At 61.8% G+C, this 20023-nt stretch carries 32 protein-coding genes; 1 reads left to right on the forward strand and 31 read right to left on the reverse strand.

The window, feature by feature from the left end:
• Nucleotides 1–152 precede the first annotated feature (152 nt).
• The 31 genes from rplQ to rpsL all read right to left on the reverse strand — a co-directional run bounded on the left by rplQ (nucleotide 153) and on the right by rpsL (nucleotide 19182).
• Complete coding sequence (gene rplQ / locus AC0NIE_RS22775) at nucleotides 153–584, reverse strand: 50S ribosomal protein L17 (RefSeq protein ID WP_023799277.1); 432 nt, start codon at nucleotides 582–584, stop codon at nucleotides 153–155.
• A 39-nt stretch (nucleotides 585–623) separates the two neighbouring features.
• Entirely contained in the window at nucleotides 624–1634 is a 1011-nt protein-coding gene (locus tag AC0NIE_RS22780) for a DNA-directed RNA polymerase subunit alpha (RefSeq protein ID WP_023799278.1), read from the reverse strand.
• 100 nt (nucleotides 1635–1734) lie between these two features.
• Entirely contained in the window at nucleotides 1735–2124 is a 390-nt protein-coding gene (gene rpsK, locus AC0NIE_RS22785) for a 30S ribosomal protein S11 (protein WP_023799279.1), read from the reverse strand.
• 139 nt (nucleotides 2125–2263) lie between these two features.
• Complete coding sequence (gene rpsM / locus AC0NIE_RS22790) at nucleotides 2264–2632, reverse strand: 30S ribosomal protein S13 (RefSeq protein WP_029352234.1); 369 nt, start codon at nucleotides 2630–2632, stop codon at nucleotides 2264–2266.
• A gap of 199 nt (nucleotides 2633–2831) precedes the next feature.
• Nucleotides 2832–3443 carry an adenylate kinase gene (locus tag AC0NIE_RS22795; protein ID WP_473487419.1) on the reverse strand — a complete coding sequence of 204 codons (612 nt, stop codon included), beginning with the start codon at nucleotides 3441–3443 and terminating at the stop codon, nucleotides 2832–2834.
• Nucleotides 3440–4780, reverse strand: a complete 1341-nt coding sequence (gene secY, locus AC0NIE_RS22800; protein ID WP_095494912.1) for a preprotein translocase subunit SecY — start codon at nucleotides 4778–4780, stop codon at nucleotides 3440–3442. Before secY ends, AC0NIE_RS22795 begins: the two co-directional genes overlap by 4 nt.
• Before the next feature lie 192 nt (nucleotides 4781–4972).
• Entirely contained in the window at nucleotides 4973–5446 is a 474-nt protein-coding gene (gene rplO, locus AC0NIE_RS22805) for a 50S ribosomal protein L15 (protein WP_123151505.1), read from the reverse strand.
• A gap of 22 nt (nucleotides 5447–5468) precedes the next feature.
• Nucleotides 5469–5666 (reverse strand): 50S ribosomal protein L30, encoded by a 198-nt coding sequence (gene rpmD, locus AC0NIE_RS22810; RefSeq protein ID WP_006205449.1) that lies wholly within the window; start codon nucleotides 5664–5666, stop codon nucleotides 5469–5471.
• Between the two features lie 25 nt (nucleotides 5667–5691).
• Nucleotides 5692–6255: a 30S ribosomal protein S5 gene (rpsE, locus tag AC0NIE_RS22815; protein ID WP_006333394.1), complete on the reverse strand. Its 564-nt coding sequence runs from the start codon at nucleotides 6253–6255 to the stop codon at nucleotides 5692–5694.
• A gap of 154 nt (nucleotides 6256–6409) precedes the next feature.
• Nucleotides 6410–6769, reverse strand: coding sequence for a 50S ribosomal protein L18 (rplR, locus tag AC0NIE_RS22820; RefSeq protein ID WP_292405045.1), 360 nt, complete (start codon nucleotides 6767–6769; stop codon nucleotides 6410–6412).
• A gap of 85 nt (nucleotides 6770–6854) precedes the next feature.
• Nucleotides 6855–7388 (reverse strand): 50S ribosomal protein L6, encoded by a 534-nt coding sequence (rplF, locus tag AC0NIE_RS22825; protein WP_023799285.1) that lies wholly within the window; start codon nucleotides 7386–7388, stop codon nucleotides 6855–6857.
• A gap of 112 nt (nucleotides 7389–7500) precedes the next feature.
• Nucleotides 7501–7899 carry a 30S ribosomal protein S8 gene (rpsH, locus tag AC0NIE_RS22830; RefSeq protein ID WP_006205453.1) on the reverse strand — a complete coding sequence of 133 codons (399 nt, stop codon included), beginning with the start codon at nucleotides 7897–7899 and terminating at the stop codon, nucleotides 7501–7503.
• Between the two features lie 12 nt (nucleotides 7900–7911).
• Nucleotides 7912–8217: a 30S ribosomal protein S14 gene (gene rpsN, locus AC0NIE_RS22835; RefSeq protein WP_029352223.1), complete on the reverse strand. Its 306-nt coding sequence runs from the start codon at nucleotides 8215–8217 to the stop codon at nucleotides 7912–7914.
• 27 nt (nucleotides 8218–8244) lie between these two features.
• Nucleotides 8245–8823 carry a 50S ribosomal protein L5 gene (gene rplE, locus AC0NIE_RS22840; RefSeq protein WP_023799287.1) on the reverse strand — a complete coding sequence of 193 codons (579 nt, stop codon included), beginning with the start codon at nucleotides 8821–8823 and terminating at the stop codon, nucleotides 8245–8247.
• Nucleotides 8816–9130 carry a 50S ribosomal protein L24 gene (gene rplX, locus AC0NIE_RS22845; protein WP_013531428.1) on the reverse strand — a complete coding sequence of 105 codons (315 nt, stop codon included), beginning with the start codon at nucleotides 9128–9130 and terminating at the stop codon, nucleotides 8816–8818. Before rplX ends, rplE begins: the two co-directional genes overlap by 8 nt.
• A 12-nt stretch (nucleotides 9131–9142) precedes the next feature.
• On the reverse strand, nucleotides 9143–9511 hold the full coding sequence (gene rplN, locus AC0NIE_RS22850; RefSeq protein ID WP_006205457.1) for a 50S ribosomal protein L14: 369 nt from the start codon (nucleotides 9509–9511) through the stop codon (nucleotides 9143–9145).
• A gap of 82 nt (nucleotides 9512–9593) precedes the next feature.
• Complete coding sequence (gene rpsQ / locus AC0NIE_RS22855) at nucleotides 9594–9833, reverse strand: 30S ribosomal protein S17 (RefSeq protein ID WP_023799288.1); 240 nt, start codon at nucleotides 9831–9833, stop codon at nucleotides 9594–9596.
• A gap of 11 nt (nucleotides 9834–9844) precedes the next feature.
• Nucleotides 9845–10045 (reverse strand): 50S ribosomal protein L29, encoded by a 201-nt coding sequence (gene rpmC / locus AC0NIE_RS22860; RefSeq protein ID WP_006205459.1) that lies wholly within the window; start codon nucleotides 10043–10045, stop codon nucleotides 9845–9847.
• Between the two features lie 13 nt (nucleotides 10046–10058).
• Nucleotides 10059–10472, reverse strand: a complete 414-nt coding sequence (gene rplP, locus AC0NIE_RS22865) for a 50S ribosomal protein L16 (protein WP_023799290.1) — start codon at nucleotides 10470–10472, stop codon at nucleotides 10059–10061.
• A 27-nt stretch (nucleotides 10473–10499) separates the two neighbouring features.
• Nucleotides 10500–11225, reverse strand: coding sequence for a 30S ribosomal protein S3 (gene rpsC / locus AC0NIE_RS22870; RefSeq protein WP_077377560.1), 726 nt, complete (start codon nucleotides 11223–11225; stop codon nucleotides 10500–10502).
• A complete protein-coding gene (rplV, locus tag AC0NIE_RS22875; protein WP_023799292.1) occupies nucleotides 11225–11614 on the reverse strand; it encodes a 50S ribosomal protein L22 in 390 nt (129 codons plus the stop codon). The genes rpsC and rplV overlap by 1 nt, the downstream gene beginning before the upstream one ends.
• Nucleotides 11615–11616: 2 nt before the next feature.
• The gene (gene rpsS, locus AC0NIE_RS22880) at nucleotides 11617–11895 is read right to left on the reverse strand and encodes a 30S ribosomal protein S19 (protein WP_006205463.1); all 279 of its coding nucleotides are present in this window, start codon (nucleotides 11893–11895) and stop codon (nucleotides 11617–11619) included.
• A gap of 16 nt (nucleotides 11896–11911) precedes the next feature.
• The gene (gene rplB, locus AC0NIE_RS22885; protein ID WP_029352208.1) at nucleotides 11912–12745 is read right to left on the reverse strand and encodes a 50S ribosomal protein L2; all 834 of its coding nucleotides are present in this window, start codon (nucleotides 12743–12745) and stop codon (nucleotides 11912–11914) included.
• Between the two features lie 23 nt (nucleotides 12746–12768).
• Nucleotides 12769–13062 carry a 50S ribosomal protein L23 gene (locus AC0NIE_RS22890; RefSeq protein ID WP_010909275.1) on the reverse strand — a complete coding sequence of 98 codons (294 nt, stop codon included), beginning with the start codon at nucleotides 13060–13062 and terminating at the stop codon, nucleotides 12769–12771.
• Nucleotides 13059–13679, reverse strand: coding sequence for a 50S ribosomal protein L4 (gene rplD, locus AC0NIE_RS22895; RefSeq protein WP_027154042.1), 621 nt, complete (start codon nucleotides 13677–13679; stop codon nucleotides 13059–13061). The genes AC0NIE_RS22890 and rplD overlap by 4 nt, the downstream gene beginning before the upstream one ends.
• Nucleotides 13679–14425 carry a 50S ribosomal protein L3 gene (gene rplC / locus AC0NIE_RS22900; RefSeq protein ID WP_473487418.1) on the reverse strand — a complete coding sequence of 249 codons (747 nt, stop codon included), beginning with the start codon at nucleotides 14423–14425 and terminating at the stop codon, nucleotides 13679–13681. Before rplC ends, rplD begins: the two co-directional genes overlap by 1 nt.
• Before the next feature lie 94 nt (nucleotides 14426–14519).
• Nucleotides 14520–14828: a 30S ribosomal protein S10 gene (rpsJ, locus tag AC0NIE_RS22905; RefSeq protein WP_006205468.1), complete on the reverse strand. Its 309-nt coding sequence runs from the start codon at nucleotides 14826–14828 to the stop codon at nucleotides 14520–14522.
• A gap of 63 nt (nucleotides 14829–14891) precedes the next feature.
• Nucleotides 14892–16067 carry an elongation factor Tu gene (gene tuf / locus AC0NIE_RS22910; RefSeq protein ID WP_258117360.1) on the reverse strand — a complete coding sequence of 392 codons (1176 nt, stop codon included), beginning with the start codon at nucleotides 16065–16067 and terminating at the stop codon, nucleotides 14892–14894.
• Nucleotides 16068–16133: 66 nt separating this feature from the next.
• Nucleotides 16134–18224 carry an elongation factor G gene (gene fusA, locus AC0NIE_RS22915; RefSeq protein ID WP_029352192.1) on the reverse strand — a complete coding sequence of 697 codons (2091 nt, stop codon included), beginning with the start codon at nucleotides 18222–18224 and terminating at the stop codon, nucleotides 16134–16136.
• A gap of 30 nt (nucleotides 18225–18254) precedes the next feature.
• The gene (gene rpsG, locus AC0NIE_RS22920; RefSeq protein ID WP_008875664.1) at nucleotides 18255–18725 is read right to left on the reverse strand and encodes a 30S ribosomal protein S7; all 471 of its coding nucleotides are present in this window, start codon (nucleotides 18723–18725) and stop codon (nucleotides 18255–18257) included.
• A gap of 85 nt (nucleotides 18726–18810) precedes the next feature.
• Nucleotides 18811–19182, reverse strand: a complete 372-nt coding sequence (gene rpsL / locus AC0NIE_RS22925; RefSeq protein WP_006333356.1) for a 30S ribosomal protein S12 — start codon at nucleotides 19180–19182, stop codon at nucleotides 18811–18813.
• A 462-nt stretch (nucleotides 19183–19644) separates the two neighbouring features.
• On the opposite strand from rpsL, the gene AC0NIE_RS22930 reads away from it, so the two are divergent.
• Nucleotides 19645–19926: a transcriptional regulator gene (locus tag AC0NIE_RS22930; protein WP_123150797.1), complete on the forward strand. Its 282-nt coding sequence runs from the start codon at nucleotides 19645–19647 to the stop codon at nucleotides 19924–19926.
• The last annotated feature ends 97 nt before the right edge of the window (nucleotides 19927–20023 follow it).

Genomic DNA, 20023 nt, shown 5'->3' on the forward strand with positions numbered 1-20023 from the left:
TGCAAAATGAAAGGCTAAGGCAATGAAATCGAATTATTCTCGAGGAAAAGACATGAGCTGAGTCACGAAGATCGCAGCAATGCCCCGTACCGCTTCCAGAATGCACAAAAGGGCCCGCAGGCCCTTTTGAACTCTTTCAGGGAAACCGAAGCTTATGCGGCTGCGGCTTCCTCGTCGGTGCCTTCTGCCTCGATGCGGGCACGGTCGCCGGCGCCCTTGGCCGAGGTGTCGCGATCGACGAACTCGATGACCGCCATGGCGGCATTGTCGCCGTGGCGGAAGCCCGCCTTCATAATGCGCAAATAGCCGCCGTTGCGAGTGGCGTAGCGCGGCGCGATCGTGTCGAACAGGCGCTTGACGACGCCTTCATTGCCGATCTGGGCAATCACCTGGCGGCGGGCATGCAGATCGCCGCGCTTGCCGAGCGTCACCAGCTTCTCGACGATCGGACGCAGATCCTTCGCCTTCGGCAAGGTGGTGAGGATCTGCTCATGCTCGATGAGCGATACGGCAAGGTTGGCAAACATCGACTTGCGATGGCTTATGCTGCGGGCGAACCGGCGGCCTTTAAATCCGTGGCGCATGGCTCTTCTCCTTCATTCCGGGTTCAAGAGGCCACAGCCTCAATATTGATCTTCGTAACGCTTGGCGAGGTCTTCGATGTTTTCCGGCGGCCAATCCGGCACTTCCATGCCGAGGTGCAGGCCCATCGCCGCCAGGACTTCCTTGATCTCGTTCAGCGACTTGCGGCCGAAGTTCGGGGTGCGCAGCATCTCGGCTTCGGTCTTCTGGATCAGGTCGCCGATATAGACGATGTTGTCGTTCTTCAGGCAGTTGGCCGAACGCACCGAAAGTTCGAGCTCGTCGACCTTCTTGAGCAGCGCCGGGTTGAAGGCAAGTTCGGTCACCTGTTCGGCGGCGACTTCCTTCTGCGGCTCGTCGAAATTGACGAACAGGCCAAGCTGGTCCTGCAGGATGCGGGCGGCGAAAGCCACCGCGTCCTCGCCCGAGATCGAACCGTCGGTGTCGATCGTCATGGTCAGCTTGTCATAGTCGAGAACCTGGCCCTCGCGGGTGTTCTCGACCTTGTAGGAAACCTTCTTGACCGGCGAGTAGAGGCTGTCGACCGGGATGAGGCCGATCGGCGCGTCTTCGGCGCGATTGCGGTCGGCCGGCACATAGCCCTTGCCGGTATCGACGGTGAACTCCATGCGGATTTCAGCGCCCTCGTCCAGCGTGCAGATGACGTGGTCGGGATTGAGGATCTCGACGTCGCCGACCGTCTGGATGTCGCCGGCGAGAACGGCGCCCGGTCCCTGCTTGCGCACGACCATGCGCTTGGGGCCGTCACCTTCCATGCGGATGGCGATTTCCTTGATGTTCAAGACGATATCGGTCACGTCCTCGCGCACGCCGGCGATGGACGAGAATTCATGCAGAACGCCGTCGATCTGCACGGCGGTCACAGCCGCGCCACGCAGCGAAGACAGAAGCACGCGACGCAGCGCATTGCCGAGGGTGAGACCAAAGCCGCGCTCGAGCGGCTCGGCGACCAGCGTGGTCAGCGTCTTCTTCTTCGACGAAAACTCGATCTTGTTCGGCTTGATCAGTTCCTGCCAATTTTTCTGGATCATGATGCTTTCCTTCCGTTGACCCGCCACCATCCAATCGTGGCGGGCGACCTGGAATGCCGTGGAGGAACGCTACTGGCGTTCGCGCGGCGTTCGGTAATTCTTAGACGCGGCGCTTCTTGCGCGGGCGGCAGCCATTGTGCGGGATCGGCGTCACATCACGGATCGAGGTGATGGTGAAGCCGGCTGCCTGCAGCGCACGCAGCGCCGATTCACGACCGGAGCCGGGTCCGCAGACCTCGACCTCGAGCATGCGCATGCCGTGTTCCTGGGCCTTCTTGGCAACGTCCTCGGCAGCCATCTGGGCAGCAAACGGCGTCGACTTGCGAGACCCCTTGAAGCCCTGGGCTCCCGCCGACGACCAGGCAATCGAATTGCCCTGCGCGTCGGTGATGGTGATCATCGTGTTGTTGAAGGTCGAGTTGACGTGGGCAACGCCCGACGAAATATTCTTGCGTTCGCGACGGCGAACACGTGTGGCTTCCTTGGCCATGATGGTCCTTTCAGTTGATCTCTACACCGCCGTAATGCCAGCGGCTCCACCAGGGAGAAGGCAGTAGGGGAATACGGCAGTAGGGCAGTATGTCTGCCGATCCTATTGCCTTACTGCCCTACTCCCGTACTGCCCTAAATTACTTCTTCTTGCCGGCGATCGACTTGGCCGGGCCCTTGCGGGTGCGCGCATTGGTATGCGTGCGCTGGCCGCGAACCGGTAGCGAGCGGCGATGACGCAGGCCGCGATAGCAGCCGAGGTCCATGAGCCGCTTGATGTTCATAGACACTTCGCGGCGCAGATCGCCCTCGACCTGATAGTCGCGGTCGATCGTCTCGCGGATCTGCAGCACTTCCGCGTCGGTCAGCTGGTTGACGCGGCGCTCGGCCGGGATGCCGACCTTGTCGACGATCTCCTGGGCGAAATTCTTGCCAATGCCGTGAATGTACTGAAGCGCAATGACGACGCGCTTGTTGGTCGGAATGTTGACGCCGGCTATACGAGCCATGTTCTTCTCTTCTCCATGTGGGCCGGGCAAGCCGGCGCTATCAAAGTTGCCCCGCGTCCGGTGGAGGCCGGCCCATGCGGGAGTTTCCAGTTCAAAGCGGCTGCCTTGCCCTTGCGGGCAAGCAAGCCTCATGCCTGATAGGAAGACGGGCCGCCATACCCCAGCGAACCGCTCCAGTCAAGCGTAATCGTTTAATTCTCTAGCTGGCCGCCTGGCCAACCTGCTGGGTCGCAGCCGTGAGCACCACTTCGATCTGTCGCGTCACCGCATCGATGTCGGCCATGCCGTCGACACCTCTCAGCTTGCCCTTGGCATAGTAGTAGCCGATCAGCGGCGACGTTTTCTTGTAGTACTCCTTCAGGCGCTCTTCGAACACCGCCGGATTATCGTCCTTGCGCACCGGCAGACCCGCGGCCATGGCCTCCTCGGCGCGCTTGCCGATTCGACCAACCAGTGCCTTGTCGTCGACGACAAGTTCGATGACAGCGTCGAGCGTGAGGCCGCGATCCGAGAGCATCGATTCCACCGCGTCCGCTTGCACCAGGGTTCGCGGGTATCCGTCAAGGATAAAACCCTTTGCGCAATCGGTCTGATCGATACGCTCTGCCACGATGGCGTTGACGATGGCGTCGGAAACCAGTTCGCCAGCGTCCATCACCGCCTTGGCGCGCTTGCCGACTTCGGTACCGGCCTGGACAGCAGCGCGCAGCATATCGCCCGTGGAGAGTTGGGGTATGCCGTATTTTTCTACCAGTCTTTGTGCTTGCGTCCCCTTGCCCGCCCCTGGCGGTCCAAGCAATATCAACCTCATCTGGCCTTTTTCCCCCCGCGCAGCTTCGACTTCTTGATCAGGCCCTCATACTGGTGCGCGATCAGGTGACCCTGAATCTGCGCCACCGTATCGAGCGTTACACTGACCACGATCAGAAGCGATGTACCACCGAGGTAGAATGGTACGCCAGTCGCTGAAATCAGGAACTCGGGCAGCAGACACACCAGCACCAGATAGATGGCGCCGACGACGGTGATGCGGGTGAGAACATAGTCGATGTAATCGGCGGTGCGCTCGCCCGGACGGTAGCCCGGAATGAAACCCGAATGCTTCTTGAGCTGGTCGGCGGTGTCCTTCGGGTTGAAGACGATCGCCGTATAGAAGAAGGCGAAAAACACGATCATCGCCGCATAGAACGCCATGTAGAGCGGCTGGCCATGGCCGAGTGCCGCCAGGACGGTGCTGGCCCAGGCTGGCATGTTGGTCGTCTGCGAGAAGCCGGCGACCGTCGCCGGCAGCAACAGCAGCGAAGACGCGAAGATCGGCGGAATGACGCCGGCTGTGTTGAGCTTGAGCGGCAGGTGCGAGGTGTCGCCCTGGAACATGCGGTTGCCGACCTGGCGCTTGGGATACTGGATCAGCAAGCGCCGCTGGGCGCGTTCGAAGAACACGATCAGCGCGATAACGACGACGGCGAGAACGATGATCGCCAGGATCAGGCCGGTCGACAGCGCGCCGGTGCGGCCAAGTTCCAGCGTACCGGAGATGGCTTGCGGCAGGCCGGCGACGATACCGGAAAAGATGATCAGCGAAATGCCGTTGCCGATGCCGCGGGCGGTGATCTGCTCGCCGAGCCACATCAGGAACATGGTGCCGCCGACTAGCGTGATGACGGTCGAGATGCGGAAGAACATGCCGGGATCGCTGACGATGCCGTTGCCGCCTTCCAGCCCGACCGCAATGCCGTAGGCCTGGACCAGTGCCAAAAGCACAGTGCCGTAGCGGGTATACTGGTTGATGACCTTGCGGCCCTGTTCGCCTTCCTTCTTCAGCGCCTCCAGAGACGGGATGACGGAGGTCATCAGCTGCATGATGATGGAAGCGGAGATATAGGGCATGATGCCGAGGGCAAAGATCGCCATGCGCTCCACGGCGCCGCCGGCGAACATGTTGAACATGCCAAGCACGCCCTTGCTCTGCGACGAGAAGGCCTGGGCGAATGCGTCCGGATTGATGCCGGGCAGCGGGATATAGGTGCCGAGGCGGTAGACGAGCAGCGCGCCGATCGTGAACCAGATGCGCTTCTTCAGATCCTCCGCCTTGGCGAAGGCCGAGAAATTCAGATTCGAGGCTAGTTGTTCAGCAGCCGAAGCCATGCCTGATTCTCCGCTTGGTCACGCTCGATGGCCCGCAACTCAGGCGGCGCGTGTCACCGAAGCTCACGAGATAAGCTCCGGACTGCAAACATGCAAGCGGCCGCGTTGATGCGGCCGCCATATTGCTCGAATCAAAGCGCAAATCGAAAGCGAAACGTGTCCCACTCTTGCCGATCGCGCTTCAAATCGCCGTTACTCGGCGGCTGCCTTTTCCGGCAGCTTCACCGAACCGCCGGCCTTTTCGATCTTCTCGATGGCAGCCTTGGAGGCGCCGGCCACGTCGAAGGCGAGCTTGGCCTTGATGTCGCCGTCCGAGAGGATGCGCACGCCGTCCTTGACGCGGCGGATGACGCCGGCCGCGACCAGCGCTTCGGCTGTCACGGTCGTCTTGGCGTCGAGCTTCTTGGCGTCGAGCGCGGCCTGGATGCGGGCCAGCGACACGACGGCAAAGCTCTTGGCGAAGATGTTGTTGAAGCCACGCTTCGGCAGGCGCCGGTAGAGCGGCATCTGGCCACCCTCGAAGCCGTTGACGGCGACGCCGGAGCGCGCCTTCTGGCCCTTGACGCCGCGACCGGCGGTCTTGCCCGAGCCGGAACCGATGCCGCGGCCGAGACGCTTCTTGGAATGCGTCGCGCCGTCCTTGTCACGCAGATCGTTGAGTTTCATCTGAGTTCTCCTGCGCTCTGGTTCAGCCCTCGTCCACGACGCGGACGAGATGCTGGACGGCAGCGATCATGCCGCGCACGGAGGGGGTGTCCTCCAGCGTGCGCTGCTTGTGCATCTTGTTGAGGCCGAGGCCGACCAGCGTCGCGCGCTGCTCCTTCGGCCGGCGGATCGGCGAACCGATCTGCTCGACGGTGATGGTCTTGGTTGCTTTCTTGGCCATGGTCAAAATCCCTGGTCAGCGTCGACTATTCTTCGGCCGCAACGGCGGTGCCGCGGCGGGCCTGAAGGGTCGAATACTTGATGCCGCGCGCAGCAGCCACATCCTTGGGATGCATCTGGCTCTTCAGCGCGTCGAAGGTGGCGCGAACCATATTGTACGGGTTCGACGAACCCATCGACTTGGCGACCACGTCATGCATGCCGAGCGTCTCGAAGACGGCGCGCATCGGGCCGCCGGCGATGATGCCGGTACCCTGCTTGGCAGCGCGCAACAGAACGCGTCCGGCGCCCCAGCGTCCCTCGACGTCGTGGTGCAGCGTACGGCCCGAGCGCAGCGGCACGAAGATCATGTCGCGCTTGGCCGATTCGGTCGCCTTGCGGATCGCCTCAGGCACTTCGCGCGCCTTGCCATGACCGAAGCCGACGCGGCCCTTCTGGTCGCCGACGACGACGAGTGCTGCAAAGCCGAAGCGCCGGCCGCCCTTGACGACCTTGGCGACGCGGTTGATGTGGACGAGCTTGTCCACCATGCCGTCGTCGCGCTCTTCGCGATCACGGCCGCGGCCGCCATCCCTACGTTCCTGTGCCATATCCTGTTCCTTGTTTTTTTCCGGAAGCACGGTTGATAATGATATCCGGCACCTCTGTGGGTTGCCGGGGGCGAAACTCATGTTTCCCTTCGCATGATCTTATCCGAAAAGTCTGCAACTTTTGCTGCGCTGACCTCCGGTTCGGGATCATGCTTTAGAAGCTCAAGCCGCCTTCACGGGCGGCCTCGGCCAGCGCCTTGACGCGGCCGTGATAGATGTACGGTCCGCGGTCGAAGACGACTTCCTTGACGCCGGCCTTCGAAGCGCGCTCGGCGATCAGCTTGCCGATTGCCACAGCGGCGGCAGTGTCTGCACCGGTCTTGAGCGAACCCTTGAGGTCCTTCTCCAGCGTCGAGGCGGCAACGATGGTGTGGCCCTTGGCGTCGTCGATCACCTGGACGTAGATGTTCTTCGACGTGCGGTGGACCGACAGACGCGGACGCTCGCCCGCGACCTTCTTGATCTGGCGGCGGACGCGCTGAGCGCGGCGTTGTGTGGATTCTTTCGAGCCCATGATATCAGTTTCCTTGCCTTCAAAAAACGGGGGCAACCCTATGCGGTAGACAAGCCTCCCGCGACCGCTCCCCGCGGCGTTGAAATTACTTCTTCTTGCCTTCCTTGCGGACGATCTTCTCGCCAGCGTAACGGACGCCCTTGCCCTTGTACGGCTCGGGACCGCGATATTCGCGGATCTCGGCAGCAACCTGACCGACCTTCTGCTTGTCGATGCCGGTTACGGTGATTTCCGTCGGCTTCGGCACGGTGATCGTGATGTCCTGCGGCGTTTCGTAGACGACATCATGGCTGAAGCCGAGCGCCAGCTGCAGGTTCTTGCCCTGCATGGCGGCGCGATAGCCGACGCCGGTGATCTCAAGCTTCTTTTCGAAACCGTCCTTGACGCCCTGCAGGATGTTGACGATCTGCGTGCGCGACATGCCCCATTTGGAACGGGCGGTCTTGGTCTGGTCGCGTGGCTGGACAGCGATCTCGCTGCCTTCCATCTTGACCAGCACTTCGTCGTTCACCACGAACTTCAGCTCACCCTTGGGGCCCTTCGCCGTGACGGTCTGGCCGTCGACGGTCGCGGTCACGCCCTGCGGCAGCGAAACGGGTTTCTTTCCAATACGAGACATTTTGTTGTCCTCGTCACTTCTCTTGTTTCAGGTCTCTGTTTCGAGCGTGATCTTGTCCGAAAGCCGGGTTCCACTTTTCACTGTGTGGTTCGGTTCGGGATCGCGCTCCAGATCAGAAGATCTGGCAGAGGATTTCCCCGCCGACATTCTGTTCACGCGCTTCGTGGTCGGCCATCACGCCCTTCGGTGTCGAAAGGATGGCGATGCCGAGGCCGTTGGCGACGTGCGGGATCGACTTCGCCGAAACGTAAACGCGACGGCCCGGCTTCGAGACGCGGGCGATTTCGCGCACGACCGGCGCACCGTCGAAATACTTCAGCTCGATCTCGATTTCGGACTTGCCGTTGTCGAAGTCGGTCTGGCTGTAGTCGCGGATATAGCCTTCCGCCTTCAGCACGTCGAGGACGCGGGTACGCAGGCGCGAGGCCGGCGTCGAAACGCTCGACTTCTTGCGGCCATAGGCGTTGCGGATGCGGGTCAGCATATCGCCGAGAGGATCGCTCAATGACATGTTATGTCCTCCTTACCAGCTCGACTTGACCAGGCCCGGGATCTGGCCGTTGTTGCCGAGATCACGAAGCGCGATGCGCGATACTTTGAGCTTGCGATAGTAGGCACGCGGGCGTCCGGTGACTTCGCAGCGGTTGCGGATGCGGATCTTGGCCGAGTTGCGCGGCAGTGCCGCAAGCTTCAGCTGAGCGCGGAAGCGCTCTTCCATCGGCTTGGACTGATCCATGATGATCGCCTTGAGGGCCTTACGCTTGGCAGCGTACTGGTCCACAAGCTTGCGGCGCCTGTTGTTCTTCTCGACTGAGCTGGTCTTTGCCATTTCAGATTTTTCCTTTTCTCGCTGCCGTTACTGGCGGAAGGGGAAGTTGAAGGCCTTGAGCAATGCCCTGGCTTCGTCGTCCGTCTTCGCAGTCGTACAAACGATGACGTCCATGCCCCAGATCTGATCAACCTTGTCGTAGTTGATCTCCGGGAACACGATGTGTTCCTTGATGCCCATGGCATAGTTGCCACGGCCATCGAAGCTCTTCGGATTGAGCCCGCGGAAGTCGCGGACGCGCGGCAGCGCGATGTTCACGAGACGGTCGAGGAACTCGTACATGCGTTCCTTGCGCAGCGTGACCTTGGCGCCGATCGGCATCTTTTCGCGGACCTTGAAGCCGGCGATCGAGTTGCGGGCGTGCGTGACGACGGCCTTCTGGCCGGCGATCAGCGCAAGATCTTCCGCCGCGATCGAAGGCTTCTTCGAGTCGCCGGTCGCTTCGCCGACACCCATGTTCAGCACGATTTTGTCGATGCGCGGAACCTGCATCTCGTTCTCGTAGCCGAACTGCTCCTGCAGCGCCTTGCGGATGGTCTCGTTGTAGACCTGTTTGAGGCGCGGCGTGTTCTGGGCAGTCGCCTGCTTGGTTTGAGCCTTAGCCATTGATGACTTCTCCCGAGCGCTTGGCGACGCGCACCTTCTTGCCGTCCTTCTGGAAGATGAAGCCGACGCGAGTCGGCTTGCCATCCTTGGGGTCGGCCAGCGCGATGTTCGACAGCTGGATCGGCGCTTCCTTGGTGATGATCCCGCCCTCTTGGGACTGGGACTGCTTCTGGTGACGACGGATCATGTTGACGCCGCGCACCAGCGCGGTGTCTTCCTTCGGCTGTACCGAGAGGACTTCGCCCGAACGGCCCTTGTCCTTGCCGGCCAGCACGACGACCTTGTCGCCTTTTCTAATCTTCTGCATTGGTCCGGCTCCTTACAGCACTTCAGGCGCGAGCGAGATGATCTTCATGTGGTTCTTGGCGCGGAGTTCGCGCGGAACCGGTCCGAAGATACGCGTGCCGATCGGCTCTTTCTTGTTGTCGACGAGAACGGCCGCATTCTTGTCGAAACGGATCACACTGCCGTCCGGGCGACGGATGTCCTTGGCCGTGCGAACCACGACCGCCTTCATCACATCGCCCTTCTTGACGCGGCCGCGCGGGATTGCTTCCTTGATCGACACCACGATGATGTCGCCCACGGAAGCGTATTTCCGCTTCGAGCCGCCCAGCACCTTGATGCACATGACACGACGGGCGCCGGAATTATCCGCGACGTCGAGGTTTGTTTGCATCTGAATCATGACTGGCCGCCTTCTTCTCTTCTAACGGGACGGGTTCTTCACCCTTCCCCGGTCTGTCCAAAATTCGTTTCGTTCGCCCTGATCAGGCCTGGTCCGAAGACACGACGGTCCAGCGCTTGTCCTTGGAAATCGGCTTCGATTCCTGGATGAACACCTGATCGCCAACCTTGTGGGCGTTGTTCTCGTCGTGCGCCTTGTACTTCTTGGTCATGCGCACGGTCTTCTTCATCACGGGATGCGTGAAGCGCCGTTCGACCTTGACGACAACCGTCTTCTCGTTTTTGTCGCTGACGACGGTGCCCTGCAGAATGCGCTTTGGCATGGTTTTCGTCCTTAAGCCTTCTTAGCCGCGGACTTTTCCGCAGCGATGGTCTTGATACGCGCAATGTCCTTGCGGACCTGCCTCACGCGCGCGGTCTTCTCGAGCTGGCCGGTGGCCTTCTGGAAGCGCAGGTTGAACTGCTCCTTCTTCAGGCTGGCCAGGTCGTCGGTCAGTTGGTCCTGGGTCTTGGTCCGGATGTCTTCGGCTTTCATGATCAGCCCGTCCTTATTCTGCGATGCGCTGTACGAAGCGCGTCCTGACCGAGAGCTTGGCCGCGCCGAGACGCAGCGCCTCACGGGCGGTTTCCTCATTGACGCCGTCGATCTCGAACATGATGCGGCCCGGCTTGACGCGCGCCGCCCAGTAATCGACCGCGCCCTTGCCCTTGCCCATGCGGACTTCGGTCGGCTTCGACGTCACCGGCACGTCCGGGAAGATACGGATCCAGACGCGGCCGGCGCGCTTCATTTCGCGAGTGATCGCGCGGCGGGCCGCCTCGATCTCACGCGCGGTGACGCGGTTCGGCTCAAGCGCCTTCAGCCCGAAACCGCCGAAATCCAGATTGGTGCCACCCTTGGCGGCACCATGGATACGGCCCTTGAACTGCTTGCGGAACTTTGTGCGCTTTGGCTGCAGCATCGTTCTAACTCCAAATTCTCAACTGTCTCAGGCGTTTTCGCGACGGCGACCGCGTTCGCGCTCACCACCACCGCCATGGGCATGATCGCCCTCGGTGGCGCGGCGCTCCGAAGCCATCGGGTCGTGCTCGAGGATTTCGCCCTTGAACACCCAGACCTTGACGCCGCAGATGCCGTAGGCGGTGTGTGCTTCGGCCGTGCCGTAGTCGACGTCGGCGCGCAGCGTATGCAGCGGCACGCGACCTTCGCGGTACCATTCCATGCGCGCGATCTCGGCGCCGCCGAGACGGCCGGCGCAGTTGATGCGGATGCCTTCGGCACCGAGGCGCATCGCAGACTGCACGGCGCGCTTCATGGCGCGGCGGAACGCGATGCGGCGCTCGAGTTGCTGGGCGATCGACTGGGCGACCAGCGTGGCGTCGATCTCGGGCTTACGCACTTCGACGATGTTCAAATGCGTCTCGGACTTCGTCATCTCCATCAGCTTCTTGCGAAGCTTCTCGATGTCGGCGCCCTTCTTGCCGATGATCAGGCCCGGACGCGCCGCATGGATGGTGACGCGGCACTTCTTGTGCGGGCGCTCGATCACGACCTTCGAAATCGCAGCCTGCTTGAGTTCCTTCTCAAGATACTTGCGGATCTTGATGTCCTCATGCAGCAGCTTGCCGTACTCGCCGGTGTTGGCGAACCAGCGCGAATCCCAGGTGCGATTGATGCCAAGACGCAGACCGATCGGATTGATTTTCTGGCCCATTATGCGGCCTCCACTTTTTCTTCGACTTCACGAACGACGATCGTGAGGTGCGAGAACGGCTTCTCGATACGGCTGGCGCGGCCACGGCCACGGGCATGGAACCGCTTCATGACGATCGACTTGCCGACATAGGCTTCCGCCACGATCAGCGCATCGACGTCGAGGTCGTGGTTGTTTTCCGCGTTGGCGATCGCCGATTCCAGCGTCTTCTTGACCGTGCCGGAAATCCGCTTGGCCGAGAATTCGAGATCGGAAAGCGCTGTCGCGACCTTCTTGCCGCGGATCAGCGCGGCAACCAGGTTCAGCTTCTGCGGGCTGATACGGATCGTGCGCAACACGGCGCGCGCTTCGTTATCAGCAAGCCTGCGCGGAGCTTTGGCCTTGCCCATGATTATTTCCTCTTCGCCTTCTTATCCGCGCCATGACCGTAATAGGTCCGGGTCGGAGCGAATTCACCGAACTTGTGGCCGACCATGTCCTCGTTCACCGAAACGGGAACGTGCTTCTGGCCGTTGTAGACACCGAAGGTGAAGCCGACGAACTGCGGCAGGATGGTGGAGCGACGGCTCCACATCTTGATCACCTCATTGCGACCACCTTCACGAACCTTGTCCACCTTCTTGAGAAGGTAGCCGTCGATGAAGGGGCCTTTCCAAATCGAACGAGTCACTTGGCGTTACCTCTTCTTAGCTCTTGCGCTGATGGCGCGAGCGCAGGATGAACTTGTCGGTCGCCTTGTTGGACCGCGTCTTCTTGCCCTTGGTCGGCTTGCCCCAAGGCGAAACCGGATGGCGGCCACCCGAGGTGCGGCCTTCGCCGCCGCCATGCGGATGGTCGACCGGGTTCATGGTCACGCCGCGATTGTGCGGACGTTTTCCCCGCCACACCGTGCGGCCTGCCTTGCCGTCATTGATGTTGCCGTGGTCCGGGTTGGACACGGCGCCGACAGTGGCCATGCACGAGCCGTGGACGACGCGCTGCTCACCCGAATTCAGGCGCAGGATCGCCATGCCCTGGTCACGGCCGACGAGTTGGGCATAACCGCCAGCCGAACGGGCAACCTGGGCGCCCTTGCCCGGCTTCAGCTCGATGTTGTGGACGATCGTGCCGACCGGCATCGAGGCCAGCGGCATCGCATTGCCCGGCTTCACGTCGACCGCTTCGCCGGCCACGATCTTGTCGCCGGCAGCAAGGCGCTGCGGGGCGATGATGTAGGACAGCTCACCATCGTCATACTTGATCAGCGCGATGAAGGCGCTGCGGTTCGGATCGTATTCGATACGCTCGACAGTGCCGACAATGTCGAACTTGCGGCGCTTGAAGTCGATGATGCGGTACGTACGCTTGTGACCGCCGCCGATGAAGCGGGCCGTGATGCGGCCGTAATTGTTACGGCCGCCCGACTTGGTCAGGCCTTCGGTCAAGCCCTTGACGGGCTTGCCCTTGTAGAGGCCCGAGCGATCGACGATGACCAACTGGCGGGTGCTCGGCGTTATCGGGTTGAATTTTTTCAGTGCCATCTTTGTTGTCCTCGCGGTCTTGCTCAGAGACCCGTCGCGACGTCGATCGACTGGCCATCAGCCAGCGTCACGATCGCCTTCTTGACGTCGCTCTGGCGGCCGATCGTGCCGCGGAAGCGCTTGATCTTGCCCTTGCGGACAAGCGTGTTCACGGCCATCACCTTGACGCCGAACAGCGCTTCGACGGCAGCCTTGATTTCCGGCTTCGACGCCTTCTTGGCGACGTTGAAGACGACCTGGTTCTGCTCGGAAGCCATGGTCGACTTTTCGGTGATCGCCGGCGAGACGATCACGTCGTAGTGACGAAGGTCGGTCATTTGAAACGCTCCTCGAGAGCCTCGACGGCGGCCTTCGAAAGGACCAGCGTGCCGCGGCGCAGAATGTCGTAGACGTTGATGCCCTGGATGGGCAGCACGTCGATGTTCGGGATGTTCGTGGCCGCCAGCTTGAAGTTCTTGTCAAGCTCGGCGCCGCCGATCAGCAGGGCGTTGGACAGGCCCAGCGTCGCGAAATTCGCGATCAGTGCCTTGGTCTTGGCCTCGGTCAGCATCAGCTCGTCGATGATGATGAGCGACGCGCTCTTGGCCTTGGCCGAGAGAGCATGCTTGAGGCCCAGCGCACGCACCTTCTTCGGCAGGTCGTGCTCGTGGCTGCGGACGACCGGGCCGTGGGCCTTGCCGCCGCCGCGGAACTGCGGAGCGCGTGCCGAATGGTGACGGGCGCGGCCCGTACCCTTCTGCTTGTACATCTTGGCGCCGGTGCGGGCGATCTCGGCGCGACCCTTGGTCTTGTGCGTGCCCTGCTGCTTCTTGGCAAGCTGCCAGCGCACGACGCGCTGCAGGATGTCCTCGCGCGGATCAAGGCCGAAAATCTCCTCGGAGAGTTTCACCTTGCCGGCGTCCTTGCCGCCAAGCGTTGTGATCTTGAGGTCCATTATTCCGCTCCCTCTGTGGCCGGGGCATCTACTGTGGCCGGGGCATCGTTCTTGGCGCCATCATTGGTTGCAACGGCGCGGATTGCGGCGGGCTTCGGCGCATTGACCGGCAGCGCAACCTTGGCCGCGTCACGGACCAGGATCCAGGCGCCCTTCGAACCGGGAACCGCGCCGCGGATCAGGATCAGACCGCGATCGGCGTCGGTCGAGACGACCTCGACATTCTGCGTGGTGACGCGGGTGTCACCCATGTGGCCGGCCATATGCTTGCCCTTGAACACCTTGCCCGGGTCCTGGCGCTGGCCGGTCGAGCCGTGCGTACGGTGCGAGACCGAGTTGCCGTGGGTGGCGCGGCCACCGCCCATGTGGTGCCGCTTGATAACGCCCTGGAAACCCTTGCCGATCGTGGTTCCCGTCACATCGACCTTCTGGCCGGCGACGAAATGATCGACGGTGATCTCGGCGCCGACATCGATCATGTTGTCGGCGGAGACACGGAATTCGGCAACCTTGGCCTTCGGCTCGACGGAAGCGGTCGCAAAATGGCCGCGCATCGCCTTCGACGTGTTCTTCACCTTGGCAAGGCCAACGCCGAGCTGGACGGCGGTATAGCCGTTCTTCTCCTGCGTGCGCTGCGCCACGACCTGGCAGTTCTCCATCTGGAGAACAGTGACGGGAACATGTTCCCCGGCATCGTTGTAGATGCGGGTCATTCCCACCTTCTTTGCAATCACACCTGAACGCATCGGTTCAATTCCTTTAGAGTTCCCTGTCGGGGCTGTCGCCCCTCCACGCCTCTTGTTCCTTCAGAGTTCCGGGTCGCCCCGCCCCTCTGGTTCCTTAGAGCTTGATCTCGACGTCGACACCGGCGGCAAGATCGAGCTTCATCAAAGCGTCGACCGTCTGCGGGGTCGGATCGACGATATCGAGGAGACGCTTGTGCGTGCGCATCTCGAACTGCTCGCGGCTCTTCTTGTCGACGTGAGGCGACCGGTTGACCGTGAACTTTTCGATCCGCGTCGGCAGCGGAATGGGGCCGCGGACGTTGGCGCCGGTGCGCTTGGCCGTCGACACGATTTCCCGCGTCGAGGCGTCAAGCACCCGGTGATCGAACGCCTTCAGGCGGATGCGGATATTCTGTCCGTTCATGCGTCACTTCCTTGTTCTGGCGCGGCGCGGGCAGCGCCCGCGACAGATCGGTTTAAGTCCAAATTACTCTTTGATGGTGACGACGATGCCGGCACCGACGGTGCGGCCGCCTTCACGGATGGCGAAGCGCAGCTTCTCTTCCATGGCGATCGGCACGATCAGCTCGACATCGACGGTGATGTTGTCGCCCGGCATCACCATCTCGGTGCCTTCCGGCAGCGACACGATGCCGGTCACATCGGTCGTGCGGAAGTAGAACTGCGGACGGTAATTGGTGAAGAACGGCGTGTGACGGCCACCTTCGTCCTTGGTCAGGATGTAGGCTTCGGCGACGAACTTCTTGTGCGGCTTGACCGTGCCGGGCTTGGCCAGAACCTGGCCGCGCTCGACACCTTCGCGGTCGACACCGCGCAGCAGCGCGCCGATGTTGTCGCCGGCCTGGCCCTGGTCGAGCAGCTTGCGGAACATCTCGACGCCCGTGCAGGTCGTCTTGGTGGTCGGACGGATGCCGACGATCTCGAGCTCCTCGCCGACCTTGACCACGCCGCGCTCGACGCGGCCGGTCACCACCGTGCCGCGGCCCGAGATCGAGAACACGTCCTCGATCGGCATCAGGAACGGCTTGTCCAGCGGACGAACCGGCGTTGGGATGTAGTCGTCGACCGCAGCCATCAATTCGCGGATCGAATCCTCGCCGATCTTCTTGTCGGAATCTTCCAAAGCGGCAAGTGCCGAACCCTTGACGATCGGAATGTCGTCGCCGGGGAACTCGTTCTTGGTCAAGAGCTCACGCACCTCGAGCTCGACCAGTTCGAGCAGCTCGGCGTCGTCGACCTGGTCGACCTTGTTCAAAAACACCACGATCGACGGCACGCCGACCTGACGGGCCAGCAGGATGTGCTCGCGGGTCTGCGGCATCGGGCCGTCGGCGGCCGACACCACCAGGATCGCGCCGTCCATCTGCGCGGCACCGGTGATCATGTTCTTCACATAGTCGGCGTGGCCGGGGCAGTCGACATGGGCGTAGTGGCGGGCGGCCGTCTCGTATTCGACATGCGCCGTCGAGATGGTGATGCCGCGCGCCTTCTCCTCGGGCGCCGCATCGATCTGGTCGTAGCGCTTGTATTCGCCAAAATACTTGGTGATCGCCGCCGTCAGCGACGTCTTGCCATGATCGACGTGGCCAATCGTGCCGATGTTCACATGAGGCTTTGTACGCTCGAATTTACCTTTTGCCATGTGATGTCTCCATTCCTGCTCGCCCGTGCGGGCTTTGAATTAAGTTAGCGCTGCAACCCGTTCTGGTTACGCGTATTTCTTCTGGACTTCCTGAGCGACCGCGGTCGGCACCGGCTCGTAGTGATCGAACTGCATCGTGTAGGCCGCGCGGCCCTGGCTCATCGAGCGCAGGTTGTCGACGTATTTGAACATGTTGGCGAGCGGCACCATCGCGTTGATAACCACCGCCACGCCACGGGCTTCCTGGCCCTGGATCTGGCCGCGACGGCCGTTCAGATCGCCGATGACGCTGCCGACATAATCTTCCGGCGTCACCACTTCGACCTTCATGATCGGCTCGAGCAACTGCACGCCAAGCCTGGGCGCCGCTTCACGGAAGCAGGCACGGCCAGCGATTTCGAAGGCCAGAACGCTGGAATCCACGTCGTGGTAGGCACCATCGATCAGCGTCGCCTTGACGCCGATCATCGGGAAGCCGGCGAACGGACCCGACGTCATGACGCTGTTGATGCCCTTTTCGACACCGGGGATGTATTCCTTCGGCACAGCGCCGCCGACAATCTTGGATTCGAACAGGAATTCGCTGCTTTCCGGATTTGGTTCGAACAGGATCTTGACGCGGGCGAACTGGCCCGTGCCGCCGGTCTGCTTCTTATGGGTGTAGTCCTGCTCTTGGCTGCGGGTGATCGTCTCACGATAGGCCACCTGCGGCGCGCCGACATTGGCCTCGACCTTGAACTCGCGGCGCATGCGGTCGACGATGATGTCGAGGTGGAGCTCGCCCATGCCGGAAATGATCGTCTGGCCTGATTCCTCGTCGGTCTTGACGCGGAAGGACGGGTCCTCGGCGGCCAGGCGATGCAGCGCAAGGCCCATCTTTTCCTGGTCGTTCTTGGTCTTCGGCTCAATCGCGATCTGGATGACCGGATCGGGGAATTCCATGCGCTCGAGGATGACCGGATGCAGCGGATCGCAGAGCGTGTCGCCCGTGGTCGTGTCCTTGAGGCCGGCCAAGGCGACGATGTCGCCGGCGAAAGCCTCTTCGACGTCGGCGCGCGAGTTCGCATGCATTTGCAGCATGCGGCCGATGCGCTCCTTCTTGCCCTTGACCGTGTTGTCGACCGAGATGCCCTTGGTGAGCTTGCCCGAATAGATGCGGGCGAAGGTGAGCGAGCCGACGAACGGGTCGTTCATGATCTTGAAGGCAAGCATCGACAGCGGTTCGTTGTCGTCGGCATGACGCTCGATCTCGGCGTCGGTCTTGGCGTCGACGCCCTTGATGGCCGGAACGTCGGCCGGCGACGGCAGGTATTCGACAACGGCGTCGAGCAGCGGCTGCACGCCCTTGTTCTTGAAGGCGGAGCCACAGAACATCGGGTAGAATTTCACCGCAATGGTGCCCTTGCGGATCAGCGCGCGGATCTCGTCATTGTCGGGCATCTTGCCTTCGAGGTAATTCTCAAGCGCCGTCTCGTCCATTTCGACGGCGGCTTCGATCATCTTCTCGCGGTACTCTTCCGCACGAGCTTTGAGATCGTCCGGGATCTCGACGACGTCCCAGGCAGCGCCCAGCGTTTCGTCGCGCCAGACCAGCGCGTTCATCTCGACGAGATCGACGATGCCCTTGAACTCGGTCTCAGCACCGATCGGCAGCTGCATGACGACGGCATGCGCGCCGAGGCGCGAGCCGATCATTTCGACCGAGCGGTAAAAATCGGCGCCGATCTTGTCCATCTTGTTGCAGAAGATCATGCGCGGCACGCGGTACTTGTCGGCCTGGCGCCAGACGGTTTCCGTCTGCGGCTCGACACCGGCATTGGCGTCGAGCAGCGCAATGGCGCCGTCGAGCACGCGCAGCGAACGCTCGACCTCGATGGTGAAGTCGACGTGGCCGGGGGTGTCGATGATGTTGAAGCGGTGCATCTTGCCGTCACGACCCTTCCAGAAGGTCGTGGTCGCGGCGGATGTGATGGTGATGCCGCGCTCCTGCTCCTGCTCCATCCAATCCATGGTGGCAGCGCCGTCATGAACTTCGCCGATCTTGTGCGACTTGCCCGTGTAGTAGAGGACGCGCTCGGTGGTCGTCGTCTTGCCGGCGTCGATATGCGCCATGATACCGAAATTGCGGTAGTCTTCGATTTTATATTCGCGGGCCATGGGAGGTGCCTCTTCAGTCTCGTTCGCGCTTTACCAGCGGTAGTGCGCGAAGGCGCGGTTGGCTTCTGCCATCTTGTGGGTGTCTTCACGCTTCTTGACGGCGGTGCCGCGGTTGTTGGCCGCATCCATCAGCTCGCCGGAGAGGCGGTCGACCATCGTGGTCTCGTTGCGGTTGCGAGCGGCGGCGATCAGCCAGCGGATGGCCAGCGCCTGACGGCGCTCGGGGCGCACGTCGACCGGAACCTGGTAGGTGGCACCACCGACGCGGCGCGAACGCACTTCCACATGCGGCGCGACATTGTCGAGCGCCTGGTGGAAGACGGTGACCGGCTCCTGCTTGGTCTTGGACTGGACCTGGTCGAGCGCGCCGTAGACGATGGTCTCGGCAACCGACTTCTTGCCGTCATACATGACGGCGTTCATGAACTTGGTGACGATCAGATCGCCGAACTTCGGGTCCGGGTTGATCTCACGCTTTTCTGCACTGTGACGACGGGACATTTTTTCTCTGCCTCAATTCTGCGTGGTGGCCTGGATCCCGGATCGTCGCCTGGCGCCGTCCGGGATGACCTTGGCTACGCTTCGGTCACTTCGGACGCTTGGCGCCGTATTTCGAACGGCGCTGCTTGCGGTTCTTCACACCCTGCGTGTCGAGCACGCCGCGGATGATATGGTAGCGGACGCCCGGAAGATCCTTGACGCGGCCGCCGCGGATCATCACCACCGAGTGTTCCTGAAGGTTGTGGCCTTCGCCGGGGATGTAGCCGATCACTTCAAAACCATTGGTCAGGCGAATCTTGGCCACCTTGCGCAGCGCCGAGTTCGGCTTCTTCGGCGTCGTTGTGTAGACGCGCGTGCAGACGCCCCGCTTCTGCGGGTTCTGCTGCATGGCCGGGACCTTGTTGCGCTTCACCGGCGCAATGCGCGGCTTGCGGATCAGCTGGTTGACGGTAGGCATTAAACCCTCTTGTCTCTCAATTCCGTGTCTCGCCCGGTCAGGGCCGCTCAAAGCGTCATTTCCATACGCAAATTCGGGCCACAAACCGCGCCTCGCGGTCTTGCCCGAACAAATGGCAGAGGAAGCGGAAACCGCTTCATGCACGCCGGAAATGTCTTTTCGCTCGTAAAACGAACCCTGTTTGAGGCAAACTCCAAAGCGTGTCGCTTCGGAAGGGAGAGCCTCACATCGGTTCTGACTGGGCGGCTTCTACTCGCAAGCCTGTTGCCCGTCAACCCCGGAGCGCCAAATATTACGCTGAAACCGAGGCTTCGCAGCCATGCGAAAAGCGCATGTAATTTTCTTTCGCCATTTTGCAAGAGGAGGGAAGAAAGTGACCGGCTTTCGGCTGTTGCGCGGCCATGCTTCATGCGAAAAAGAGGCATGAACAGCACAGATCCCCTCGCCCGGAGGAATCAGCCCGTGAACGACAATGATGAGCGCCCGGTCACCATCATCACCGGCCGGGCGTGGAAGAGGAAAGACGGCAAGCCGGAAGGCGTCCACGTCATGCTGGTCGCGCCCGACGACGATTCGGCGGTGCGCCGGGCGCTCGAATCGCTCTCGGCCGAAGGTTACGCCGAGGCTGAGCTCGATCAGATCGGCGACCTTGACGGCGTGCCCGACGACGAGCCGCACCTGTCGGCCTATCAAGGCGCGCTCGAAGGCGAAGTGTCGATCGTCACCTTCGACGTGCCAGTCTGAGGCAGGGCCAGTCAAAGCAGGGCCAGTCTGAAGCAAGGCCAGTCTGAAGCGGGCTCTATCTCGGCCCGCCGAGCGAGCCTCCCGCGACTTGCCCGGC

The sequence above is a fragment of the Mesorhizobium sp. WSM4842 genome, assembly GCF_055901575.1.